At 71.0% G+C, this 19,104-nt stretch carries 19 protein-coding genes; 15 read left to right on the top strand and 4 right to left on the bottom strand.

What is annotated here, in order from left to right; translation table 11 throughout:
* Positions 1 to 93: 93 nt before the first annotated feature.
* Positions 94 to 1,122 carry a hypothetical protein gene (locus ACWD04_RS19455; RefSeq protein ID WP_451133439.1) on the top strand — a complete coding sequence of 343 codons (1,029 nt, stop codon included), beginning with the start codon at positions 94 to 96 and terminating at the stop codon, positions 1,120 to 1,122.
* Positions 1,123 to 1,153: 31 nt separating this feature from the next.
* Here the strand turns inward: ACWD04_RS19455 and ACWD04_RS19460 are convergent, their stop codons facing one another.
* Together ACWD04_RS19460 and ACWD04_RS19465 are read right to left on the bottom strand one after the other, a co-directional pair.
* Positions 1,154 to 2,296 (bottom strand): NADH-quinone oxidoreductase subunit D, encoded by a 1,143-nt coding sequence (locus tag ACWD04_RS19460; RefSeq protein ID WP_451133441.1) that lies wholly within the window; start codon positions 2,294 to 2,296, stop codon positions 1,154 to 1,156.
* Complete coding sequence (locus ACWD04_RS19465; protein ID WP_451133443.1) at positions 2,293 to 3,294, bottom strand: SAM-dependent methyltransferase; 1,002 nt, start codon at positions 3,292 to 3,294, stop codon at positions 2,293 to 2,295. Before ACWD04_RS19465 ends, ACWD04_RS19460 begins: the two co-directional genes overlap by 4 nt.
* Positions 3,295 to 3,390: 96 nt before the next feature.
* Between ACWD04_RS19465 and ACWD04_RS19470 the strand changes: the two genes are divergently transcribed.
* From ACWD04_RS19470 to ACWD04_RS19480, 3 genes are all read left to right on the top strand, one after another.
* Entirely contained in the window at positions 3,391 to 4,599 is a 1,209-nt protein-coding gene (locus tag ACWD04_RS19470; RefSeq protein WP_451133445.1) for a sensor histidine kinase, read from the top strand.
* Positions 4,600 to 4,622: 23 nt separating this feature from the next.
* Positions 4,623 to 5,297, top strand: a complete 675-nt coding sequence (locus ACWD04_RS19475) for a response regulator (protein WP_451133447.1) — start codon at positions 4,623 to 4,625, stop codon at positions 5,295 to 5,297.
* Positions 5,298 to 5,462: 165 nt separating this feature from the next.
* Positions 5,463 to 5,621 (top strand): hypothetical protein, encoded by a 159-nt coding sequence (locus ACWD04_RS19480; RefSeq protein ID WP_451133449.1) that lies wholly within the window; start codon positions 5,463 to 5,465, stop codon positions 5,619 to 5,621.
* On the opposite strand, the gene ACWD04_RS19485 is transcribed toward ACWD04_RS19480, so the two are convergent.
* Positions 5,612 to 6,778, bottom strand: coding sequence for a threonine aldolase family protein (locus tag ACWD04_RS19485; RefSeq protein WP_451133451.1), 1,167 nt, complete (start codon positions 6,776 to 6,778; stop codon positions 5,612 to 5,614). The two genes, ACWD04_RS19480 and ACWD04_RS19485, sit on opposite strands and share 10 nt — an antisense overlap.
* 166 nt (positions 6,779 to 6,944) lie before the next feature.
* Here ACWD04_RS19485 and ACWD04_RS19490 point away from each other — a divergent pair, with 166 nt between their 5' ends.
* The 10 genes from ACWD04_RS19490 (at position 6,945) to ACWD04_RS19535 (ending at position 15,214) form a co-directional block, all read left to right on the top strand.
* Positions 6,945 to 7,919 carry a Rossmann-like and DUF2520 domain-containing protein gene (locus tag ACWD04_RS19490; RefSeq protein WP_451133453.1) on the top strand — a complete coding sequence of 325 codons (975 nt, stop codon included), beginning with the start codon at positions 6,945 to 6,947 and terminating at the stop codon, positions 7,917 to 7,919.
* The gene (panC, locus tag ACWD04_RS19495; RefSeq protein WP_451133455.1) at positions 7,916 to 8,929 is read left to right on the top strand and encodes a pantoate--beta-alanine ligase; all 1,014 of its coding nucleotides are present in this window, start codon (positions 7,916 to 7,918) and stop codon (positions 8,927 to 8,929) included. The genes ACWD04_RS19490 and panC overlap by 4 nt, the downstream gene beginning before the upstream one ends.
* Positions 8,926 to 10,737, top strand: a complete 1,812-nt coding sequence (locus ACWD04_RS19500; RefSeq protein ID WP_451133457.1) for an L-aspartate oxidase — start codon at positions 8,926 to 8,928, stop codon at positions 10,735 to 10,737. The genes panC and ACWD04_RS19500 overlap by 4 nt, the downstream gene beginning before the upstream one ends.
* Positions 10,738 to 10,739: 2 nt before the next feature.
* Positions 10,740 to 11,771 (top strand): carboxylating nicotinate-nucleotide diphosphorylase, encoded by a 1,032-nt coding sequence (nadC, locus tag ACWD04_RS19505; RefSeq protein WP_451133459.1) that lies wholly within the window; start codon positions 10,740 to 10,742, stop codon positions 11,769 to 11,771.
* Complete coding sequence (locus ACWD04_RS19510) at positions 11,771 to 12,568, top strand: type III pantothenate kinase (protein ID WP_451133461.1); 798 nt, start codon at positions 11,771 to 11,773, stop codon at positions 12,566 to 12,568. Before nadC ends, ACWD04_RS19510 begins: the two co-directional genes overlap by 1 nt.
* Positions 12,569 to 12,708: 140 nt before the next feature.
* Positions 12,709 to 13,305 (top strand): hypothetical protein, encoded by a 597-nt coding sequence (locus ACWD04_RS19515; protein ID WP_451133530.1) that lies wholly within the window; start codon positions 12,709 to 12,711, stop codon positions 13,303 to 13,305.
* 67 nt (positions 13,306 to 13,372) lie between these two features.
* Positions 13,373 to 13,543, top strand: a complete 171-nt coding sequence (locus ACWD04_RS19520; RefSeq protein ID WP_451133463.1) for a hypothetical protein — start codon at positions 13,373 to 13,375, stop codon at positions 13,541 to 13,543.
* Between the two features lie 128 nt (positions 13,544 to 13,671).
* Positions 13,672 to 14,106 (top strand): BlaI/MecI/CopY family transcriptional regulator, encoded by a 435-nt coding sequence (locus tag ACWD04_RS19525; RefSeq protein WP_451133465.1) that lies wholly within the window; start codon positions 13,672 to 13,674, stop codon positions 14,104 to 14,106.
* A 9-nt stretch (positions 14,107 to 14,115) separates the two neighbouring features.
* Complete coding sequence (locus ACWD04_RS19530) at positions 14,116 to 14,733, top strand: amino-acid N-acetyltransferase (RefSeq protein ID WP_451133467.1); 618 nt, start codon at positions 14,116 to 14,118, stop codon at positions 14,731 to 14,733.
* A 145-nt stretch (positions 14,734 to 14,878) separates the two neighbouring features.
* Positions 14,879 to 15,214 carry a histone-like nucleoid-structuring protein Lsr2 gene (locus tag ACWD04_RS19535; RefSeq protein WP_351279859.1) on the top strand — a complete coding sequence of 112 codons (336 nt, stop codon included), beginning with the start codon at positions 14,879 to 14,881 and terminating at the stop codon, positions 15,212 to 15,214.
* On the opposite strand, the gene ACWD04_RS19540 is transcribed toward ACWD04_RS19535, so the two are convergent.
* Positions 15,193 to 15,777, bottom strand: coding sequence for an SCO3374 family protein (locus ACWD04_RS19540; RefSeq protein WP_451133469.1), 585 nt, complete (start codon positions 15,775 to 15,777; stop codon positions 15,193 to 15,195). The genes ACWD04_RS19535 and ACWD04_RS19540 overlap by 22 nt on opposite strands.
* Positions 15,778 to 16,217: 440 nt before the next feature.
* Between ACWD04_RS19540 and ACWD04_RS19545 the strand changes: the two genes are divergently transcribed.
* Entirely contained in the window at positions 16,218 to 18,743 is a 2,526-nt protein-coding gene (locus ACWD04_RS19545; RefSeq protein ID WP_389191853.1) for an ATP-dependent Clp protease ATP-binding subunit, read from the top strand.
* The last annotated feature ends 361 nt before the right edge of the window (positions 18,744 to 19,104 follow it).

The raw sequence follows: 19,104 nt of genomic DNA on the forward strand, positions 1-19,104 counted from the left end.
GGAACGCCATGTGGGAGGCTGCCAGGTAACCGGCGGGGAACAGATTGCCGGGCGGCCTCCCAAGTGACTCGCGAGCACGGTAAATTTCGAGCCATGCCACGAGGACGCCACCGCCATTCGCCGCCCCTCCACAGAATCCTGCCTCCCGTCGTGGTGGCCGGAGTGCCGGTGCTCTGTGCCGCCGGCGCCTGGTTCCTCGCGGAACCCCTGCCTCTGCGCGCCCTGGTGGCGGTGACGGCGGCCGCCGCCGTCACCGGTGCCTGTCTGATGCGCGGTTGGGACCGGGCCGCGGGGCTGCGTGTCGCGGAGCTGACCCGTGCCCGGGCCGGCGACGAGTGGAAGGCCGAGGAGCGCATAGCCGAACTCGAGACGGACCTCGAGGAATCACGGGAACTGCGCACCCGGCTGGAGACCAAGCTGCGCCGCAAGCGCGTGGAGCTCGCCGGACTGCGGGGCGAACACGCCGCGCTGCTACGCCGGTACGCCAACGCCGAGACGGAGCGGGCCAGCGCCCTGGAGGGCCGCCGGCAGCTCGTCATCGAGGCGTCCGTACCGCGTGAGCTGCTGCCCGCGCAGTCCACGCCGACGCCGGGCGCCTATCTGCGCGCCGCCCGGGCCCTGCGGGATCTGCCCCGCAACGCCGCACTCCAGGAGGCGCGGCGCACGGCCGAGTCGGCCCGGCAGCGCGACCTCTCCGAGCGGTCCGCGGAACGGGAGACGGAGGGCGACGGCCCCAAGGGGAAGCACGCGGCGGTCGCCGGAGCGGGTGACCTCCAGCACCGCCGTCCTCAGGCCGCCCTCCCCGCGCCCCAGCTGTCGCCCGCGCCCGTGCGCCCGTCCCGTGCCGTGCCGGTGGCCTCCGCCGTCGTTCCGTATGCTGCGGCGCGCCGTCACCTCGTACCGCAGGGAACCTTCGACTTCTTCGGCACGCAGAAGGCGGACACCGCGATCGAGTCCGTGCAGAACGAGGACCTCGCGGACGTGGTGGGCGAGGAGGCACTCGCGGCGCACCGTACGAGCGCGCCCGGGAACCGTGCCGTCGGCAAGGTCATCGACCTGACGGCGCACGACGACACCGAGCAGCTGGAGGTCGTGGAGCTGCGCAGCGCGGTCTCCTCGTAGCCTTCTCGGGGCCGCCCCTGCCGTGCGGGGCCTACTTGTCGATGTCCCCGACGACGAAGAAGAGCGAGCCCAGGATCGCCACCATGTCGGAGACGAGCGTGCCCGGCAGCAGCTCGGTGAGCGCCTGGATGTTGTTGAACGAGGCGGAGCGCAGCTTCAGCCGGTAGGGGGTCTTCTCGCCGGTGGACACCAGGTAGTAGCCGTTGATGCCCAGCGGGTTCTCGGTCCACGCGTAGGTGTGGCCCTCCGGGGCCTTCAGTACCTTGGGCAGCCGCTGGTTGATGGGCCCGGGCGGCAGGTCCGCCATCCGGTCCACACAGGCGTCGGCGAGGTCCAGTGCGTTGTGCGTCTGCTCCAGCAGGCACTCGAAGCGGGCCAGGCAGTCGCCCTCGGTCCGGGTGACGACCTTGAGCGTGTCCTGCAGTTCCCCGTACGCCAGGTACGGTTCGTCGCGCCGCAGGTCGAAGTCGACCCCGGAGGCCCGGGCGATCGGCCCGGACACCCCGTAGGCGTGCACGGCCTCGGCGGACAGCACTCCCACCCCGCGGGTGCGGCCCCGGAAGATCTCGTTGCCGAGCACCAGCCGGTCGTACACGTCCATCCGCGAGCGCACGGACGCCACGGCGTCCCGGGCACGGCCGAGCCAGCCCGCGGGCAGGTCCTCCTTGAGGCCGCCGACCCGGTTGAACATGTAGTGCATCCGGCCGCCGGAGACCTCCTCCATCGCGGCCTGGAGTTCCTCGCGTTCCCGGAACGCGTGGAACATCGGTGTGATCCCGCCGAGTTCGAGGGGGTAGGAGCCGAGGAACATCAGATGGTTCAGGACCCGGTTGAGCTCCGCCAGCAGCGTCCTCGTCCAGACGGCGCGCTCAGGGACCTCCATGCCGAGCATCCGCTCGACGGCCATGACGACCCCGAGCTCGTTGGAGAACGCCGACAGCCAGTCGTGGCGGTTGGCGAGCATGATGATCTGCCGGTAGTCCCTGGCCTCGAAGAGCTTCTCGGCGCCTCGGTGCATATAGCCGATGACGGGTTCGGCCTGCTGGATCCGCTCACCGTCCAGGACGAGCCGCAGCCGGAGCACACCGTGGGTGGAGGGGTGCTGCGGGCCGATGTTCAGCACCATGTCGGTGCTCTCCGCCGCGCCGCCGATGCCGATCGTCGTCTCCGTCATGCGGGACAGTATCCCTCCTTGCGACCCGGAACCCGATGCCGCAGCCAGCCGAAGTCGCCCAGCCCACCCGGCGCCGTCAGCTCCGCCGCCTCTCCCGCCGAAGCGAGCGCCCGCACATAGCCGACGGGATCGGCCGACGCCCGTGCCAGCGGCGGGCGTTCGCCGCTGATGCCCAGTTCCCGCAGTGCCGTCCGCTGGTCCAGGAGCTCGGCCGTTCTGCCCGCCGCCGCCGCGCAGGCGTCCAGTGCCACGTGAGAGGTCAGGTCGCAGCTCCCGTCGGGCACGGGCGGCACTTCGCGGCCGCCCCGGAATCCGGTCAACGTCCCGAAAGGCGGCCTCGACGCCCGTACATGGCCGTAATCCACCGCCACCGCGGTCCCGCCTGCCAGCGAGGCGACGGCCCGGGCCCAGGCCTCGTCACGGGGCCGGCCGATCTCCGCGCGGTCGCCGGGCCGGGACAGCGGCCACCATCGCCTCAGCCACCGGGCGTCCGCCCCGGTCACCGGATCACCGAGCCGCTCGGTGCCGTCGGCCTTCCGTACGAGGACGTAGCGGGGCACGCCGTCCGCGTCGGCTTCGGCGATGTCCGTCGGGACGTTGTCCAGCCATTCGTTGGCGAACAGCAGCCCACGCACACCCTGCGGGGGTTCGGCGCACCACTCGACGGCCGGGTCCAGGCCGGGCGGGCGCGGGGCGAGCTCCACGGCGTACGCCCGCACGATGAGGCCGGGGGCCAGGGTTCCGTCCCGCAGGGCCGCCATCACCCCGGTCAGCAGCTCGCCGCGGCCCGCTCCCACGTCCACCAGGGCGACCGAGTCGGTGCCCAGTTCCCGTGCCGTGCCGGCCAGCAGCCGGGCGACGGCGGTGGCGAACAGCGGGGAGGCGTGCACCGACGTGCGGAAATGGCCCGCGGGGCCCTCGGGGCGCCGGTAGAAACCGTCTTCCCCGTACAAAGCGGTCTCGGCGGCTTCCCGCCAGCGGCACCAGTCATACGTCACGTGGGCAAGTCTCCACCTTGGGGAGTACGGTCCCAGGACCCGGATCGGCCCTTCGGCTGACCCGGGTACCGATCAGCTGTCCCTACGCTGGGTAACGTGCAGCGCTTCTACGATTTCATCCGCAGACACCCGACGGGCGTCGACACCTTCTGGGCTGTCCTCCTCCTCGGGTTCTCCGGCGTGTCCATCGTGGCCGGCCAGGTCGGCGCCGGCCGGGAGCGCGTCGCCGCCGTGCCGATCGCCGTCGGCCTGTGCGCCGTGGTCGCGCTGCGCCGCCGCGCGCCGGAGAAGATGCTGCTGCTCGCGATCCTGATGGGGCTCGCCCAGCTGCTGTTCGGAGTGCGGCCCGATGTGGCTGACTTCGCCATGCTGGTGATCACGTACACGGTGGCCACGGTGGGGGAGCGCTGGGCATCCCGGCTCGCCCTCGGGTGCAGCCTGGCCGCAGCGGCGATCTCGCGGCTGCGCTGGCCCGGCGACGCTCCGACGGGCGGCTGGGTGCAGACGGTCGGCTATGTCGTCATCATGACCGTGCCCTTCGTCCTGGCCTGGGTGCTCGGCGATTCGATACGCACCCGGCGGGCCTACTTCAGTCAGCTGGAGGAGCGGGCCGCCCGGCTGGAGCGGGAGCGCGAGGCGCAGTCGAAGGTCGCGGTGGCCGCCGAGCGGGCCCGCATCGCACGCGAACTGCACGACGTCGTCGCGCACAACGTCTCGGTGATGGTGGTGCAGGCCGACGGCGCCGCGTATGTCATGGACTCGTCCCCCGAGCAGGCCAGGCAGGCACTCGAGACCATCTCCTGCACCGGCCGCCAGGCCCTGGCCGAGATGCGGCGGCTGCTCGGAGTGCTCAGGACCGGCGATGCGCAGGAGAGCGGGGAATACGTCCCCCAGCCGGACGTCGGGCAGATCGAGGAACTCGTCGGCAAGGTCAGGGAGACCGGCCTCGCGGTGGATTTCAAGATCGAGGGCACCCCGCGTCCGCTGCCGAGCGGGGTCGAGCTGACCGCGTACCGCATCGTCCAGGAAGCCCTCACGAACACCCGCAAGCACGGTGGCCCGGACGCCGGGGCGAGCGTGCGGCTGGTCTATTTCGACGACGGGCTGGGCCTCCTGGTCGAGGACGACGGCCGTGGCGCCCCGCACGAGCTCTACGCGGACGGCGGGGCCGACGGCGCGGGACAGGGAATGATCGGTATGCGCGAGCGGGTCGGCATGGTCGGCGGCACGCTGGACGCGGGCCCGCGCCAGGGCGGCGGCTTCCGGATCAGCGCCCTGCTTCCGCTCAAACCGGCCAACCAGTGACGACAGGAACAGGACACCACCTCATGGCGATCCGCGTAATGCTCGTCGACGACCAGGTGCTGCTGCGCACCGGGTTCCGGATGGTGCTCGCCGCCCAGCCGGACATGGAGGTCGTCGCGGAGGCCGGCGACGGGGCCGAGGCGATCGAGGTACTGAGGTCCACGGCCGTCGACGTGGTGCTGATGGACGTACGCATGCCACGGCTGGACGGCGTGGAGGCGACCCGGCGCATCTGCGCGCAGACCGATCCGCCCAAGGTGCTGATCCTGACCACCTTCGACCTGGACGAGTACGCGTTCTCCGGTCTGAAGGCCGGTGCGAGCGGGTTCATGCTCAAGGACGTGCCGCCCGGCGAGCTGCTCTCCGCCATCCGCTCGGTGCACAGCGGCGACGCCGTCGTGGCGCCGTCCACGACCCGCAGGCTGCTCGACCGGTTCTCGCCGATGCTGCCGAGCGGCAGGAAGGAGCCGCAGCACAAGCGTGTCGAGAAGCTGACCGAGCGGGAGCGCGAAGTGATGCTGCTGGTCGCCCAGGGCCTTTCGAACGGCGAGATCGCCGCCCGTCTGGTGCTGTCGGAGGCGACCGTGAAGACCCACGTGGGCCGCATCCTGACCAAACTGGGCCTGCGCGACCGCGTCCAGGTGGTCGTCCTCGCGTACGAGACAGGGCTGGTCAGGGCCGGCGGCCAGGCGGGCTGACCGATGGACCGTCTCCTCAGGATCAACGGGCCGTCCGGTGGCGGAGCAGCGCCGGGTGGCGGGAGACCTCGGGGGCCTGATGCCGTGCGAGTCGGCGAGTTCGCCCGGTTCCGTACAGGCTGATACAGCTGGGCGGACCTGCCGGGCCGGGGCCAGGCTGGATGCATGGACATCGTTCAGCAGCACATGCTCGACAGCCGGCGCGCCGCGCAGCACGGCGAGTTCCCGCCCCCGCTGCCCGGCTCGCACGACCGGGAAGTTCTGCGCACCATCCGCCGGTGTATCCGCGCCTGGGCCGCCGCCCACCGCCCGCCCTACTCCTGAGGCGCCGCCTGCTCCTGGAGCCGCGCCACGAACCCGGCCACCGCTTCCCGTACGTCGCCGGCCGTCCACTCCAGTCCCGGCGCCGCCACCGTGACCTCGGTGTACGAGAGCCCGGGTGGGCCCGCCGGAGCCGCGAACCAGCGGCGGAAGAGGGCCACGCCCGTCTCCTCGGCCTGCCGCACCGATGCCTCGTCCAGCACGTCCGCGGCGTAGGGAAGCCAGACCTGGAACTGGTGCGTGTGCGGCGGCTCGGGGTGCACCCGGAACCAGGGCGCCGCCGACCCGGCGAAACCCTCCGCCAGAGCCGCCGCGACCACCTTCGCGTGGGCGACGTACGACGCCAGCCTCGGCAGCTCCCGCTCCAGGCCCAACAGGGCGGAGAGAGCCGCCGGGTACTGCTGGAAGATCTGACCGCCATACCGGTGGCGCCAGGTCCTCGCCTCCTCGATCAGTGACTCCGGTCCGGCGAGCGCCGCTCCGGACAGCCCGTCGAGGGACTTGTAGAACGACACGTACACACTGTCGGCGAGCGCCGCGATCTCCGGCAGACCGCGCCCGAAGTGCGACGCGCACTCCCAGAGACGCGCCCCGTCCAGATGCACCACCGCGTCCCGCTCCCGGGCGGCGGCAACGACGGCCTCCAGCTCCGCCCAGGAGGGCAGGACGAATCCGGCGTCACGCAGCGGCAGCTCGAGCATCAGCGTGCCGAACGGCTCGGGGAAGTCCCGGACCTCGTCCGCCGTGGCCTGCCGGGGCGCGGCTGTCGGATGCACCGTGCGCAGCCCGCTCACCGAGGCGAGCGCGCCGCGCTCGTGCACCTCGGGGTGGGAGAGCGGATGCAGGGCGACGACCGGATTGCCCGTACGCCCCGCCCAGCACCGCAGCGCGACCTGCTGCGCCATCGTCCCGGTCGGGAAGAAGGCTGCCGCCTCCGTGCCCAGCAGGTCCGCAGTGCGCCGCTCGACCTCGGCGACCACCCCGTCGCCGTACACATCCGTCCACTCGCCCTGGTCGTGGACCGTGCCGGCGTCGGCGGCCAGCGAGGCCAGCCGCCCCGCCAGCGGGTGGTCCGCGGACATCCGTGCCAGCACTTTTCCCGACCGCTGCCACGCGGTCAGCCTGCGGTTCCGCTGCTTCTGCTCATCGGTGACTCCCATGGGACGATCATCACCCGGACCGCTGACACCATTCACCCGGAGTCATCTCGCCCCCAGAAGTTATCCACAGGCTGTGGATGGCTGGTGGATGTGGCGAAACGCTGGCGTAGCATGCAGAGAAATCGTCCGGTACCCCCCGCGGACTGGAACGGAAGGCCGTCGCCGCGTGAACGCATCAGTTTCCAAGGAAGCCCTCGACGCGAGGGATCGTCCCGCCCGCCTCACCGTCGGCGTCGTCGGCGCGGGGCGGGTCGGCCCGGCCCTCGCGGCCTCGCTGCAGCTCGCCGGGCACCGCCCGGTCGCGGTTTCGGGTGTTTCCGACGCATCCGTGCGCCGGGCCGCCGCACTGCTCCCCGACGTCCCCCTGGTGACCCCCGCCGAGGTGCTCGCGGCCGCCGAGCTCGTGCTGCTGACGGTCCCCGACGACGCGCTGCCCGGCCTGGTCGAAGGCCTCGCCGAGACCGGCGCCGTCCGACCGGGCCAACTCCTCGTCCACACCTCCGGGCGGTACGGGACGAGGGTGCTCGACCCCGCGCTGCGGGCCGGCGCACTCCCGCTCGCCCTGCATCCGGCGATGACCTTCACCGGCAGCTCCGTCGACGTCCAGCGGCTGGCCGGCTGCTCCTTCGGGGTGACCGCCCCCGAGGAGCTCAGACTCGCCGCCGAGGCGCTCGTCATCGAGATGGGCGGCGAGCCCGAATGGATCGCCGAGGAGTCCCGGCCGCTCTACCACGCGGCACTCGCCCTCGGTGCGAACCACCTGGTCACCCTGGTCGCGCAGTCCATGGAGCTGCTCCGCGAAGCAGGTGTCGGCGCGCCCGACCGGATGCTCGGCCCCCTGCTCGGGGCCGCGCTCGACAACGCCCTACGCTCCGGTGACGCGGCGCTGACCGGCCCCGTCGCCCGGGGCGACGCGGGGACCGTGGCCGCCCACATCCGCGAACTGCGCGCGCACGCCCCGCAGACGGTGGCCGGATACCTCGCCATGGCGCGCGCCACGGCCGACCGGGCGCTGGACCGCGGCCTGCTCAAGCCGGAATTCGCGGAGGATCTCCTCGGCGTCCTGGCGGACAGCGGTGCCGCGAACGGAACGAACGGAACACACGGTCCGGACGAGTCCGGACCGGGGGAGAAGCGATGAACACCGCACCCGCCACCCTGCTGCGCTCCGCCACGGAGCTGGACGCCCTCGGCCGGGCCGCCGGAGCACGTCGCGCCGTCGCCATGACGATGGGCGCGCTCCACGACGGTCACGCCACCCTCATCCGTGCGGCCCGGGCCGCCGCGGGGCCCGAGGGCCAGGTCGTGGTCACCGTCTTCGTCAACCCGCTCCAGTTCGGCGAGGCCGCCGACCTCGACCGTTACCCCCGCACCCTGGAGGCCGACCTCGCCGTCGCCTCGGAGGCCGGTGCCGACGCGGTCTTCGCCCCCTCCGTCGACGAGGTCTACCCCGGCGGCGACCCCCAGGTCAGGATTACCGCGGGACCCATGGGCGAACGGCTGGAAGGCGCCGCCCGCCCCGGGCACTTCGACGGCATGCTCACCGTCGTCGCCAAGCTCCTCCACCTCACCCGGCCGGACGCGGCGTTCTTCGGGCAGAAGGACGCTCAGCAGCTTGCGCTGGTCCGCCGCATGGTGCGCGACCTCAACTTCGGCATCGACATCGTCGCGGTGCCGACCGTCCGTGCCCCGGACGGCCTCGCGCTCTCCAGCCGCAACCGCTTCCTCTCCGCCGAGGAGCGCCGGACCGCGCTGGCCCTGCCCCGGGCCCTGTTCGCCGCCCGCGACCGGCTGGCCGCCCAGCAGACGCTGCACGCCCGTGCCCGGACAACCCCGCAGCACGAGGGCCGGGCCGCCGCTCTCAACCGTCTGGGAGAGGCCCGCGCGGCCGCCGACACCCAGGCGGTGACGCTGGCCCGGCCGACCGTGACGGCCGCCGCCGTGCTGGCCGCCGCACGGGCCGTCCTGGACGAGGCGGCCGAGGAAGCGGTGCCCCTCACCCTGGACTACGTGGCGCTCGTCGACCCGGCGGACTTCACCGAGGTCCCCCAGGACCGTGTCAGCGGCGAGGCGGTCCTCACCGTCGCTGCGCGGGTGGGGGCCACTCGCCTGATCGACAACATCCCGCTGACCCTCGGAGCCGTCACGTGACCGGAATACGGCTGACCGCCCCCGTCCCCGGCTGGGCCATCGACGCGGACGTCGTCGTGGTCGGCTCAGGTGTGGCCGGTCTCACCACCGCGCTGCGCTGCGCCGCGGCGGGCCTCGCGACCGTCGTCGTCACCAAGGCCCGTCTCGACGACGGTTCCACCCGCTGGGCGCAGGGCGGCATCGCCGCCGCGCTCGGCGAGGGCGACACCCCCGAGCAGCACCTCGACGACACCCTGGTCGCCGGGGCCGGCCTGTGCGACGAGACGGCGGTGCGCGCCCTGGTCACGGAGGGCCCCGACGCCGTACGCCGGCTGATCGACACCGGCGCGCACTTCGACACCACCGACTCCGGGGCTATCGCCCTGACCCGTGAGGGCGGCCATCACCGCCGCCGTATCGCGCACGCGGGGGGTGACGCGACGGGCGCCGAGATCTCCCGCGCCCTGGTCGACGCGGTCCGCTCGGCCGCTCTGCGCACCATCGAGAACGCTCTGGTCCTGGATCTGCTCACGGACGCCGAAGGCCGTACGGAGGGTGTCACCCTGCACGTCATGGGCGAAGGCCAGCACGACGGCGTCGGCGCCGTCCACGCCCCGGCCGTGGTGCTCGCCACCGGCGGCATGGGCCAGGTCTTCTCCGCCACCACCAACCCGCCGGTCTCCACGGGCGACGGGGTGGCGCTCGCGCTGCGGGCGGGCGCCGAGGTCTCCGACCTCGAATTCGTCCAGTTCCACCCGACCGTCCTGTTTCTCGGCGCCGGATCCGAGGGCCAGCAGCCACTGGTGTCCGAGGCGGTAAGGGGCGAGGGCGCCCACCTCGTCGACGCCTCGGGCACCCGCTTCATGCTCGGGCAGCACGAGCTGGCCGAGCTGGCGCCCCGCGACATCGTCGCCAAGGCCATCACCCGCCAGATGGACCTCCAGGGCACCGAGCACATGTATCTCGACGCCCGCCACTTCGGCGCCGCGATGTGGGCGCACCGCTTCCCGACGATCCTCGCCGCCTGCCGCGCCCACGGCATCGACCCCGTCACACAGCCGATCCCGGTGGCCCCCGCCGCGCACTACGCCTCGGGCGGCGTGCGCACGGACCTGCGGGGCCGTACGACCGTGCCCGGCCTGTACGCCTGCGGCGAGGTCGCCTGCACGGGTGTGCACGGCGCCAACCGGCTGGCGTCCAACTCCCTCCTGGAAGGCCTGGTCTTCGCCGAGCGCATCGCGGCCGACATCGCCGACAGCGCCGGCACCCCCGACGTCACGGCCGCCCGCCGGACCGGTTCAGGGGCCTCCTTCCGGCGTACCCCCGCGGTGGACCCCGCCGGAGCCCACACCGTCCCGCTGCTCACCGCGGAGTCCCGGACCGCGATCCAGCGGATCATGACCAGGGGCGCCGGGGTCATCCGTTCCGCCGACAGCCTCGCCACCGCGGCCGGGGAGTTGGAGGAGCTCCGGCATGCCGCGGCCGCCGCCGGCGAGGACGGCCCCAAGGACGCCGTACCCGGGGTGGAGGCGTGGGAGGCCACGAACCTGCTGCTCGTCTCACGGGTCCTGGTCGCCGCCGCCCGGGAGCGCGAGGAGACCCGCGGCTGCCACTGGCGGGAGGACCGGCCCGACCGCGACGACGCCGCCTGGCGCCGCCACCTCGTCCTCCGTATCGCCCCCGGCCGGCAGCCCGCCGTCCGCATGACGGACAGTGCCGCGTTCCCGCCCGTACGCCCTGGGGACCCTGAGGGCCCCACAGACACAGCACTGGCCGAACTGTCCGGCAGTCTCCGCAACCAGCCCGCCGACGCCCCCGAGGAGCCGTAACCGTGAGCACGCCCGAAGAGAATCCGCGCCCCACACCCGTGGACGTACCGCTGATCCACATCGGCGCACCCGCCGAGTCCGGGGGCGGCTGCGGCGACGGCTGCGGCTGCGGCGACGGCTACGACCCCGACGGCCTGGAGTGCGGTCTCGATCCCGCCCTGGCCCAGCTCCTGGCCGACGCCGGACTGGACCCGGTCCAGGTCGAGGACATCGCCCACGTCGCGATCGAGGAGGACCTCGACGGAGGCGAGGACGTCACCACCGTGGCGACCGTCCCGGAGGACTCCGTCGCCACCGGCGACTTCACCGCGCGTGAGGCGGGCGTCGTCTCGGGTCTGCGCGTCGCCGAGGCCGTGCTGTCCATCGTCTGCACCGACGAGTTCGAGGTCGAGCGGCACGTCCAGGACGGCGACCGTGTCGCGCCCGGCCAGAAGCTGCTCACGGTCACGACCCGCACCCGTGACCTGCTCACCGGTGAGCGCAGCGCGCTCAACCTGCTCTGCAGGCTGAGCGGGATCGCGACCGCGACCCGCGCCTGGGCCGATGTGCTCGAGGGCACGAAGGCGAAGGTCCGCGACACCCGCAAGACCACTCCCGGGCTCCGCGCGCTGGAGAAGTACGCGGTGCGCTGCGGCGGCGGGGTCAACCACCGCATGTCGCTCGTGGACGCGGCACTGGTCAAGGACAACCACGTGATCGCGGCAGGCGGTGTCGCCGAGGCGTTCCAGCGGGTCAGGAAGGCGTTCCCGGAGCTCGCGATCGAGGTGGAGGTCGACACCCTGGAGCAGGTCCGCGAGGTGCTCGACGCCGGCGCCGACCTGATCCTGCTGGACAATTTCACCCCGGCCGGGACCGCCGAGGCGGTCGCCCTCGTCGGCGGCCGTGCGGTCCTGGAGTCCTCAGGCCGGCTCACCCTGGACTCCGCCCGCGCCTACGCCGAGGCCGGCGTCGACTACCTGGCCGTCGGCGCGCTCACGCACTCCTCGCCGATCCTCGACATCGGCCTGGACTTCCGCGACGGGGCCGGCGCCTGATGCTGCTCACCATCGACGTCGGCAACTCCCACACCGTCCTCGGCCTGTTCGACGGCGAGGAGATCGTCGAGCACTGGCGGATCTCCACCGACGCCCGCCGCACCGCCGACGAACTCGCCGTCCTGCTCCAGGGCCTGATGGGCATGCACCCACTGCTCGGTGTCGAACTCGGCGACGGCATCGAGGGCATCGCGATCTGCTCGACCGTCCCCGCCGTGCTGCACGAGCTCCGCGACGTCACCCGCCGCTATTACGGCGATGTCCCGGCGGTCCTCGTGGAGCCGGGCGTCAAGACCGGCGTGCCGGTCCTCACGGACAACCCGAAGGAGGTCGGCGCGGACCGCATCATCAACGCGGTCGCCGCCGTCGAGCTCTACGGCGGCCCGGCCATCGTCGTCGACCTCGGCACGGCCACGACCTTCGACGCGGTCTCCGCGCGCGGTGAGTACACGGGCGGGGTCATCGCGCCGGGCATCGAGATCTCCGTGGAGGCGCTCGGGGTGAAGGGCGCCCAGCTCCGCAAGATCGAGCTGGCGCGTCCGCGCAGCGTGATCGGCAAGAACACCGTCGAGGCCATGCAGTCCGGCATCGTGTACGGCTTCGCCGGTCAGATCGACGGTGTGGTCCAGCGCATGAAGAAGGAGCTGGCGGCCGACCCCGACGAGGTCACCGTCATCGCGACCGGCGGCCTTGCTCCGATGGTGTTGGGTGAGTCCTCCGTCATCGACGAGCACGAGCCCTGGCTGACGCTCATCGGGCTGCGCCTCGTGTACGAGCGCAACCTCGCCCGGATGTAGGACGCGCCCGCGACCACCTGCGGGAACGACCCGGCGGTGCGGTGCCCGGCGCCGCGCCGCCGAGCGGGTAGTTAAGCGGATTTTGTCCATTTAGCACGTATTGTCGCGTCATGCCCACGCCCTACGGATCACGCGGCGGCATGGCGTTCAGCGCGGACGAGCTCCGGGTGCTCCGACGCGCTCTCGCCAACGCCCTCCACCCCACGCCCCTGCCGGAAGAGGATGTCCAGGACTGCCTGCGCCTCGCGGGCGCGGTGGACGAGGTGGCGAACGAGGCGGGCCGGCTGCGCGCCTTCCTCCTCGCCGATCTCGCCCGCTACCGAGACGCCCTCCCCGGCTCGCTCAGCGGCTATCTGGAGCTCCTCCAGGACGCCCTCGCGGCCGGCTACGACCCCCGCCCCGACGACCTCGCCGCCTTGCGCGCTCTGCGCGCCGGGCCGGTCGCCGCAGCCCTGCTGGAGCGCTGTCAGGTGCTTGCCGAGCGTTCGGTGCGGGCCCGCCTCGCCGGTCGCGCGGTGCCCGCCACGATGCCCGCGCCGCGCAGTCGGCTGCTGGCCCTTCCCGGGGGCCTGTCGGCGGCCAAGGAGTCCGAGCGGCCCCGAACCCCGTCGGGGCCTGCCGCGCCGGCCCGCCCGGCGGCCCCGGGTGAGCGTCCGATGCCCAAGCCGTCCGAGGTCTTCCCGCCCCGCCGCCGGCCCGCGCCCGCGCCTCCGCCGGAGGGACGCGCCGTGTCCTGACCCCTCCGGCGCGCCTCAGGGGGTGCCCGGGAGCGGCCGGAATGCCGGGCTCGCTACCCTGGAAGGCATGGACTACGTATCCGCGCTCGTTCCCCCCGTGGTGATGGCCGTCTTCTTCGTCGGCCTTGTCGTGACGATCATCAAGAGCCAGGGCGGCCCGAACAAGGCCAAGGAGGACGCTGCCGTGGACGCGGCGCTCGCCCGCGCCGCGTCGGCCGAGCAGGCCCCGCGGACCTGAGGCGTCCGACCGGACCTGAGCACGAAGGGCGACCTGAGCACGAAGGGCGCACGGCTCCTCCGGAGCTGTGCGCCCTTTTGTCGTCTCGTAATTATCCCATTCCAGACATCTAGCACTAAGGTGACGCTATGCCTCGCCAATTGGGAGAGCTGGAAGACACCGTGATGACACGGGTCTGGCAATGGAACCGCCCGGTCACCGTGCGAGAAGTTCTCGAGGATCTCCAACAGGAACGGTCCATCGCGTACACGACCGTCATGACGGTAATGGACAATCTCCATCAGAAGGGCTGGGTACGCCGGGAAGTGGACGGCCGGGCATATCGATATACGGCGGTCTCCACCCGCGCCGCATACTCGGCCGCACTGATGAACGAGGCCTGGTCGCAGAGCGACAACCCGGCGGCCGCACTGGTCGCCTTCTTCGGCATGATGTCCGCGGAGCAACGCGAGGCCCTCCGGGATGCGATGCGTGTCGTCGTGCCCACCTTCCCCGAACCCGCCGAGAGCCGCCCCGAGGGCAGGACCACGGCCGATGAAGCGCCGCCGGAGAGTGGGCGATAGCGTCGGGGGATGTCCTCAGAGCAGTCGCAAACCGAGCACCGTGCCGAGTCGCAAACCGGAGCTCATAGCCGGCGGGAAACCGGATCTCGCACAGATCTTCATACCGGTCCGCCGGTAAATAGGCGGGCCATCACCGTCCGCCGTGCCAGGACGAGCGATGTGGCGTCCGTCCGTGGACTCCTCGACGGCTACGTCTCGGAAGGCATCCTGCTCGACAAAGCGACGGTGACGCTTTACGAGGACATCCAGGAGTTCTGGGTCGCCGAACGCGACGAGGACGCTCGTGTCATCGGCTGCGGCGCACTCCACGTGATGTGGGAAGACCTCGCCGAAGTCCGCACTCTCGCCGTCGACCACAGCATCAAGGGCGCCGGAGTCGGTCATCAGGTCCTGGACAAGCTCTTGCAGACCGCCCGCTGGCTCGGCGTCCGCCGGGTTTTCTGTCTCACGTTCGAAGTCGACTTCTTCGCCGCGCACGGCTTCACCGAGATCGGAGAGACGCCGGTCGACGGAGATGTCTACAGCGAGCTGCTGCGTTCCTATGACGAGGGTGTCGCCGAGTTCCTGGGCCTCGAACGAGTGAAGCCGAACACCTTGGGTAACAGCCGGATGCTTCTACACCTGTGACCGGCGGAAGATGCCGGAACCCTATGTCCGAATCGCGCATGTTTCCCGTGCTCTTGAGCTCCTGAACCTCTCCCGAGGGTTTGTGTTTTCCGGAGAAAAGCGGTTTCCTTTCCGCGTACTGAATTTTTCGATGAAAGGAAATCCGGTGGCACAGAAGGTTCAGGTCCTTCTTGTTGATGACCTCGACGGTGGCGAAGCGGACGAGACCGTGACGTTCGCTCTGGATGGCAAGACCTACGAGATCGACCTCACCACGTCCAACGCGGACAAGCTCCGTGGTCTCCTTGAGCCGTACGCCAAGAGTGGACGTCGCACCGGTGGTCGCGCCGCGACCGGCCGTGGCAAGGGTCGCGCCGTTACCGGTGGCAACAAGGACACCGCCGAGATCCGTAGGTGGGCACGCGAGAACGGCCACAACGTGAATGACCGCGGCCGCGTTCCCGCTGAGATCCGCGAGGCTTACGAGAAGGCCAACGGCTGACCTGTCGGCCGATGGGTCCACAGGTACGTCCTGGCATGCGCGAGCCGGGCACGGTGGCATTCCGTCGCCGCCGCGTCCACGAGTCGTACGAGATCGGGAGCATCTCCACCCCTGCTCCCGAGGCCGCCGAGGGCCGGGAGTGATGGTTCTACTTCCTGGCGCGATCCGGGGGGTCGCAGCCAGAACGCGGCCCCCGGCGAGCCCGTCGCGCCACCCGGCGGCACCGGGGCCGTCATGTGTCCGCCCAGTCCGATGGCGGACAGGTCGAGAGCGATCCCGCCCCATTCGAGCCAGTCGAGCAGGCCGGGCAACTCGTCGGCGCTGCCCGCGGCCACCAGGAGCCGCATCCGCCGCCCAGCCAGCGCCACCGGGCCGGTGCGTCCGACCCGGCGCAGAGCCGCGTGACCTGCCGCGGCGGGCAGCTCCAGGACGTCGAAGCACAGCCCCGTCAGCAGCCGCACCGGCGACGTGTCCGCCGAGGCCCAGCCGAGTTCGCGGGCGTACCACTGGCTGCGGTCGTCGGATCCCGGCGACGAGCCGGGTGGCGGGACGAGGGAAACCATGTCCGATGAACCGCCTAACCGGCCCCGGAGTTACGCACCGTTCGCCCTCGGATGCTCTTCGTGTCCGACGAGGGGGCGCGTGGAAGCGCCCCGCAGCGCGAAGTTGTTCGCCCGTAGCGGAGGAAACGCGGGTGCGCCGCATGGACTGTCAGTGAGTGCGGGTAAGACATCCCTAGTGGGAAGGGGCGACACGCGGGCAAAAACGTCTCACGTTCGCCATCGGCGTACTGGCGAAAGGGCTATCTGCCTGGCCTGCGGGAACATCGTCTCGCACCATCGGGTTGGAGCAGTTGTCGGCGTTCGGGGCGGGGGATCCGCCAGGCAGCAGGGCCGGGTGTCGGCAGTTGAAATGAGCGGTCCCCGCTTGCGGGACTAAGCTGCGGAAGGACAGGGAGGGGACCGACCCCTTACTGCCTGACCGCTCTGAGGAGCGATTAACGATGTTCGAGAGGTTCACCGACCGCGCGCGGCGGGTTGTCGTCCTGGCTCAGGAAGAAGCCCGGATGCTCAACCACAACTACATCGGCACCGAGCACATCCTCCTGGGCCTGATCCACGAGGGTGAGGGTGTCGCCGCTAAGGCCCTGGAGAGCCTCGGGATTTCGCTCGAGGCGGTCCGCCAGCAGGTGGAGGAGATCATCGGTCAGGGCCAGCAGGCCCCGTCCGGGCACATCCCCTTCACTCCCCGGGCGAAGAAGGTCCTGGAGCTGTCGCTCCGCGAGGCCCTTCAGCTCGGCCACAACTACATCGGCACGGAGCACATCCTGCTCGGCCTGATCCGCGAGGGCGAGGGCGTCGCCGCCCAGGTTCTCGTGAAGCTGGGCGCCGACCTGAACCGGGTGCGGCAGCAGGTCATCCAGCTGCTCTCCGGGTACTCGGGAGGCAAGGAGGCGGCCACCGCCGGCGGCCCCGCCGAGGGCACGCCCTCCACGTCCCTGGTGCTCGACCAGTTCGGCCGGAATCTCACCCAGGCCGCTCGTGAGTCCAAGCTCGACCCGGTCATCGGGCGCGAGAAGGAGATCGAGCGGGTCATGCAGGTGCTGTCCCGCCGTACGAAGAACAACCCGGTCCTCATCGGCGAGCCCGGCGTCGGCAAGACGGCGGTCGTCGAGGGCCTGGCTCAGGCCATCGTCAAGGGCGAGGTGCCCGAAACCCTCAAGGACAAGCACCTCTACACCCTCGACCTCGGTGCGCTGGTCGCCGGTTCCCGCTACCGCGGTGACTTCGAGGAGCGCCTGAAGAAGGTCCTCAAGGAGATCCGCACCCGCGGCGACATCATCCTGTTCATCGACGAGCTCCACACCCTCGTGGGTGCCGGTGCCGCCGAGGGCGCGATCGACGCGGCGAGCATCCTCAAGCCCATGCTGGCGCGAGGCGAGCTCCAGACCATCGGTGCCACGACGCTCGACGAGTACCGCAAGCACCTGGAGAAGGACGCCGCGCTCGAGCGCCGCTTCCAGCCCATCCAGGTCGCGGAGCCGACGCTGCCGCACACCATTGAGATCCTCAAGGGTCTGCGCGACCGTTACGAGGCCCACCACAGGGTCTCCATCACGGACGAGGCGCTGGTCCAGGCCGCCACCCTGGCCGACCGTTACATCTCGGACCGCTTCCTGCCGGACAAGGCGATCGACCTGATCGACGAGGCCGGCTCCCGGATGCGCATCCGCCGGATGACCGCCCCGCCGGACCTCCGCGAGTTCGACGAGAAGATCGCGGGCGTCCGCCGCGACAAGGAGTCGGCGATCGACTCCCAGGACTTCGAGAAGGCAGCTTCGCTCCGAGACAAGGAGAAGCAGCTGCTGGCGGCGAAGGCCAAGCGGGAGAAGGAGTGGAAGGCCGGCGACATGGACGTCGTCGCCGAGGTCGACGGCGAGCTCATCGCGGAAGTCCTGGCAGCCTCCACCGGTATCCCGGTCTTCAAGCTGACCGAGGAGGAGTCCTCGCGTCTGCTGCGTATGGAGGACGAGCTCCACAAGCGCGTCATCGGCCAGAAGGACGCCATCAAGGCCCTCTCGCAGGCGATCCGCCGTACGCGAGCCGGTCTGAAGGACCCGAAGCGCCCCGGTGGCTCGTTCATCTTCGCCGGCCCGTCCGGTGTCGGTAAGACGGAGCTCTCCAAGACGCTCGCCGAGTTCCTCTTCGGCGACGAGGACGCGTTGATCTCCCTCGACATGTCGGAGTTCAGCGAGAAGCACACGGTTTCCCGCCTCTTCGGTTCGCCCCCCGGTTACGTGGGTTACGAAGAGGGCGGCCAGCTCACCGAGAAGGTGCGCCGCAAGCCGTTCTCCGTCGTCCTCTTCGACGAGGTCGAGAAGGCCCACCCCGATATCTTCAATTCCCTGCTCCAGATTCTGGAAGACGGTCGTCTGACCGACTCCCAGGGCCGGGTCGTGGACTTCAAGAACACGGTCATCATCATGACGACCAACCTCGGGACCCGGGACATCTCGAAGGGCTTCAACCTGGGCTTCGCCGCCCAGGGCGATGTCAAGACGAACTACGAGCGGATGAAGGTCAAGGTCAACGAAGAGCTCAAGCAGCACTTCCGGCCCGAGTTCCTCAACCGTGTCGACGACACGGTCGTCTTCCACCAGCTCACCGAGGAAGACATCATCCAGATCGTCGACCTGATGGTCGACAAGGTGGATGAGCGCCTCAAGGACCGTGACATGGGCATCGAGCTCAGTGCCGAGGCCAAGTCGCTGCTGGCGAAGAAGGGCTACGACCCCGTGATGGGCGCCCGGCCTCTGCGCCGGACGATCCAGCGCGAGATCGAGGACATCCTCTCGGAGAAGATCCTCTTCGGCGAGCTGCGTCCCGGTCACATCGTGGTCGTGGGCACGGAGGGCGAAGGGGACGAGAAGAAGTTCTCGTTCCGCGGCGAGGAGAAGTCGCCGCTGCCCGACGTCCCGCCGATCGAGCAGGCAGCGGGCGGCGGCCCGAACCTGTCGAAGGAAGCGTAGAGGCGCGTAGCGCCTGAGCGTCGAAGGGGGCTGCCCCGGACCGTTTGCGGTCCGGGGCAGCCCCCTTCGCGCGTTCCAGTACGTATCGATGTCCAGCCCGTTGCCCAGTTCAGCTGTCCCCGGGGCTGAGCAGCTGTCCGCCGGCCCGGTTCGGCCGCAAGGCCGAAGGTCCCGAAACGGACAGGCTTCCGACCCGCCCGCAGTGACAAGGCGCACAGGCCCGAAGAGGCCTACTAGGCGCCTTAGAAGAAATAGTGGTCGCCGGTCCCGGGGCTATGGCCCTGCCCCGGAGGAGGCGTTCGGCGTTTGTGTCGTTATGACCGGATTGTTGGCCTGTGTCCGGGAGGGAGGCCTTTCGGGC

This window comes from Streptomyces sp. NPDC002911 (assembly GCF_053591835.1).

Excerpts from the sequence above, each read along its gene's own strand:
- ACWD04_RS19520 (WP_451133463.1), top strand. The coding sequence starts at position 13,373 with ATGGACTACGTATCCGCGCTCGTTCCCCCCGTGGTGATGGCCGTCTTC.
- ACWD04_RS19485 (WP_451133451.1), bottom strand. The coding sequence starts at position 6,778 with ATGGGAGTCACCGATGAGCAGAAGCAGCGGAACCGCAGGCTGACCGCG.
- ACWD04_RS19510 (WP_451133461.1), top strand. The coding sequence starts at position 11,771 with ATGCTGCTCACCATCGACGTCGGCAACTCCCACACCGTCCTCGGCCTG.
- ACWD04_RS19515 (WP_451133530.1), top strand. The coding sequence starts at position 12,709 with ATGGCGTTCAGCGCGGACGAGCTCCGGGTGCTCCGACGCGCTCTCGCC.
- ACWD04_RS19540 (WP_451133469.1), bottom strand. The coding sequence starts at position 15,777 with ATGGTTTCCCTCGTCCCGCCACCCGGCTCGTCGCCGGGATCCGACGAC.
- ACWD04_RS19480 (WP_451133449.1), top strand. The coding sequence starts at position 5,463 with ATGGACATCGTTCAGCAGCACATGCTCGACAGCCGGCGCGCCGCGCAG.
- panC (WP_451133455.1), top strand. The coding sequence starts at position 7,916 with ATGAACACCGCACCCGCCACCCTGCTGCGCTCCGCCACGGAGCTGGAC.
- ACWD04_RS19545 (WP_389191853.1), top strand. The coding sequence starts at position 16,218 with ATGTTCGAGAGGTTCACCGACCGCGCGCGGCGGGTTGTCGTCCTGGCT.
- ACWD04_RS19475 (WP_451133447.1), top strand. The coding sequence starts at position 4,623 with ATGGCGATCCGCGTAATGCTCGTCGACGACCAGGTGCTGCTGCGCACC.
- ACWD04_RS19460 (WP_451133441.1), bottom strand. The coding sequence starts at position 2,296 with ATGACGGAGACGACGATCGGCATCGGCGGCGCGGCGGAGAGCACCGAC.
- ACWD04_RS19525 (WP_451133465.1), top strand. The coding sequence starts at position 13,672 with ATGCCTCGCCAATTGGGAGAGCTGGAAGACACCGTGATGACACGGGTC.
- ACWD04_RS19455 (WP_451133439.1), top strand. The coding sequence starts at position 94 with ATGCCACGAGGACGCCACCGCCATTCGCCGCCCCTCCACAGAATCCTG.
- ACWD04_RS19530 (WP_451133467.1), top strand. The coding sequence starts at position 14,116 with ATGTCCTCAGAGCAGTCGCAAACCGAGCACCGTGCCGAGTCGCAAACC.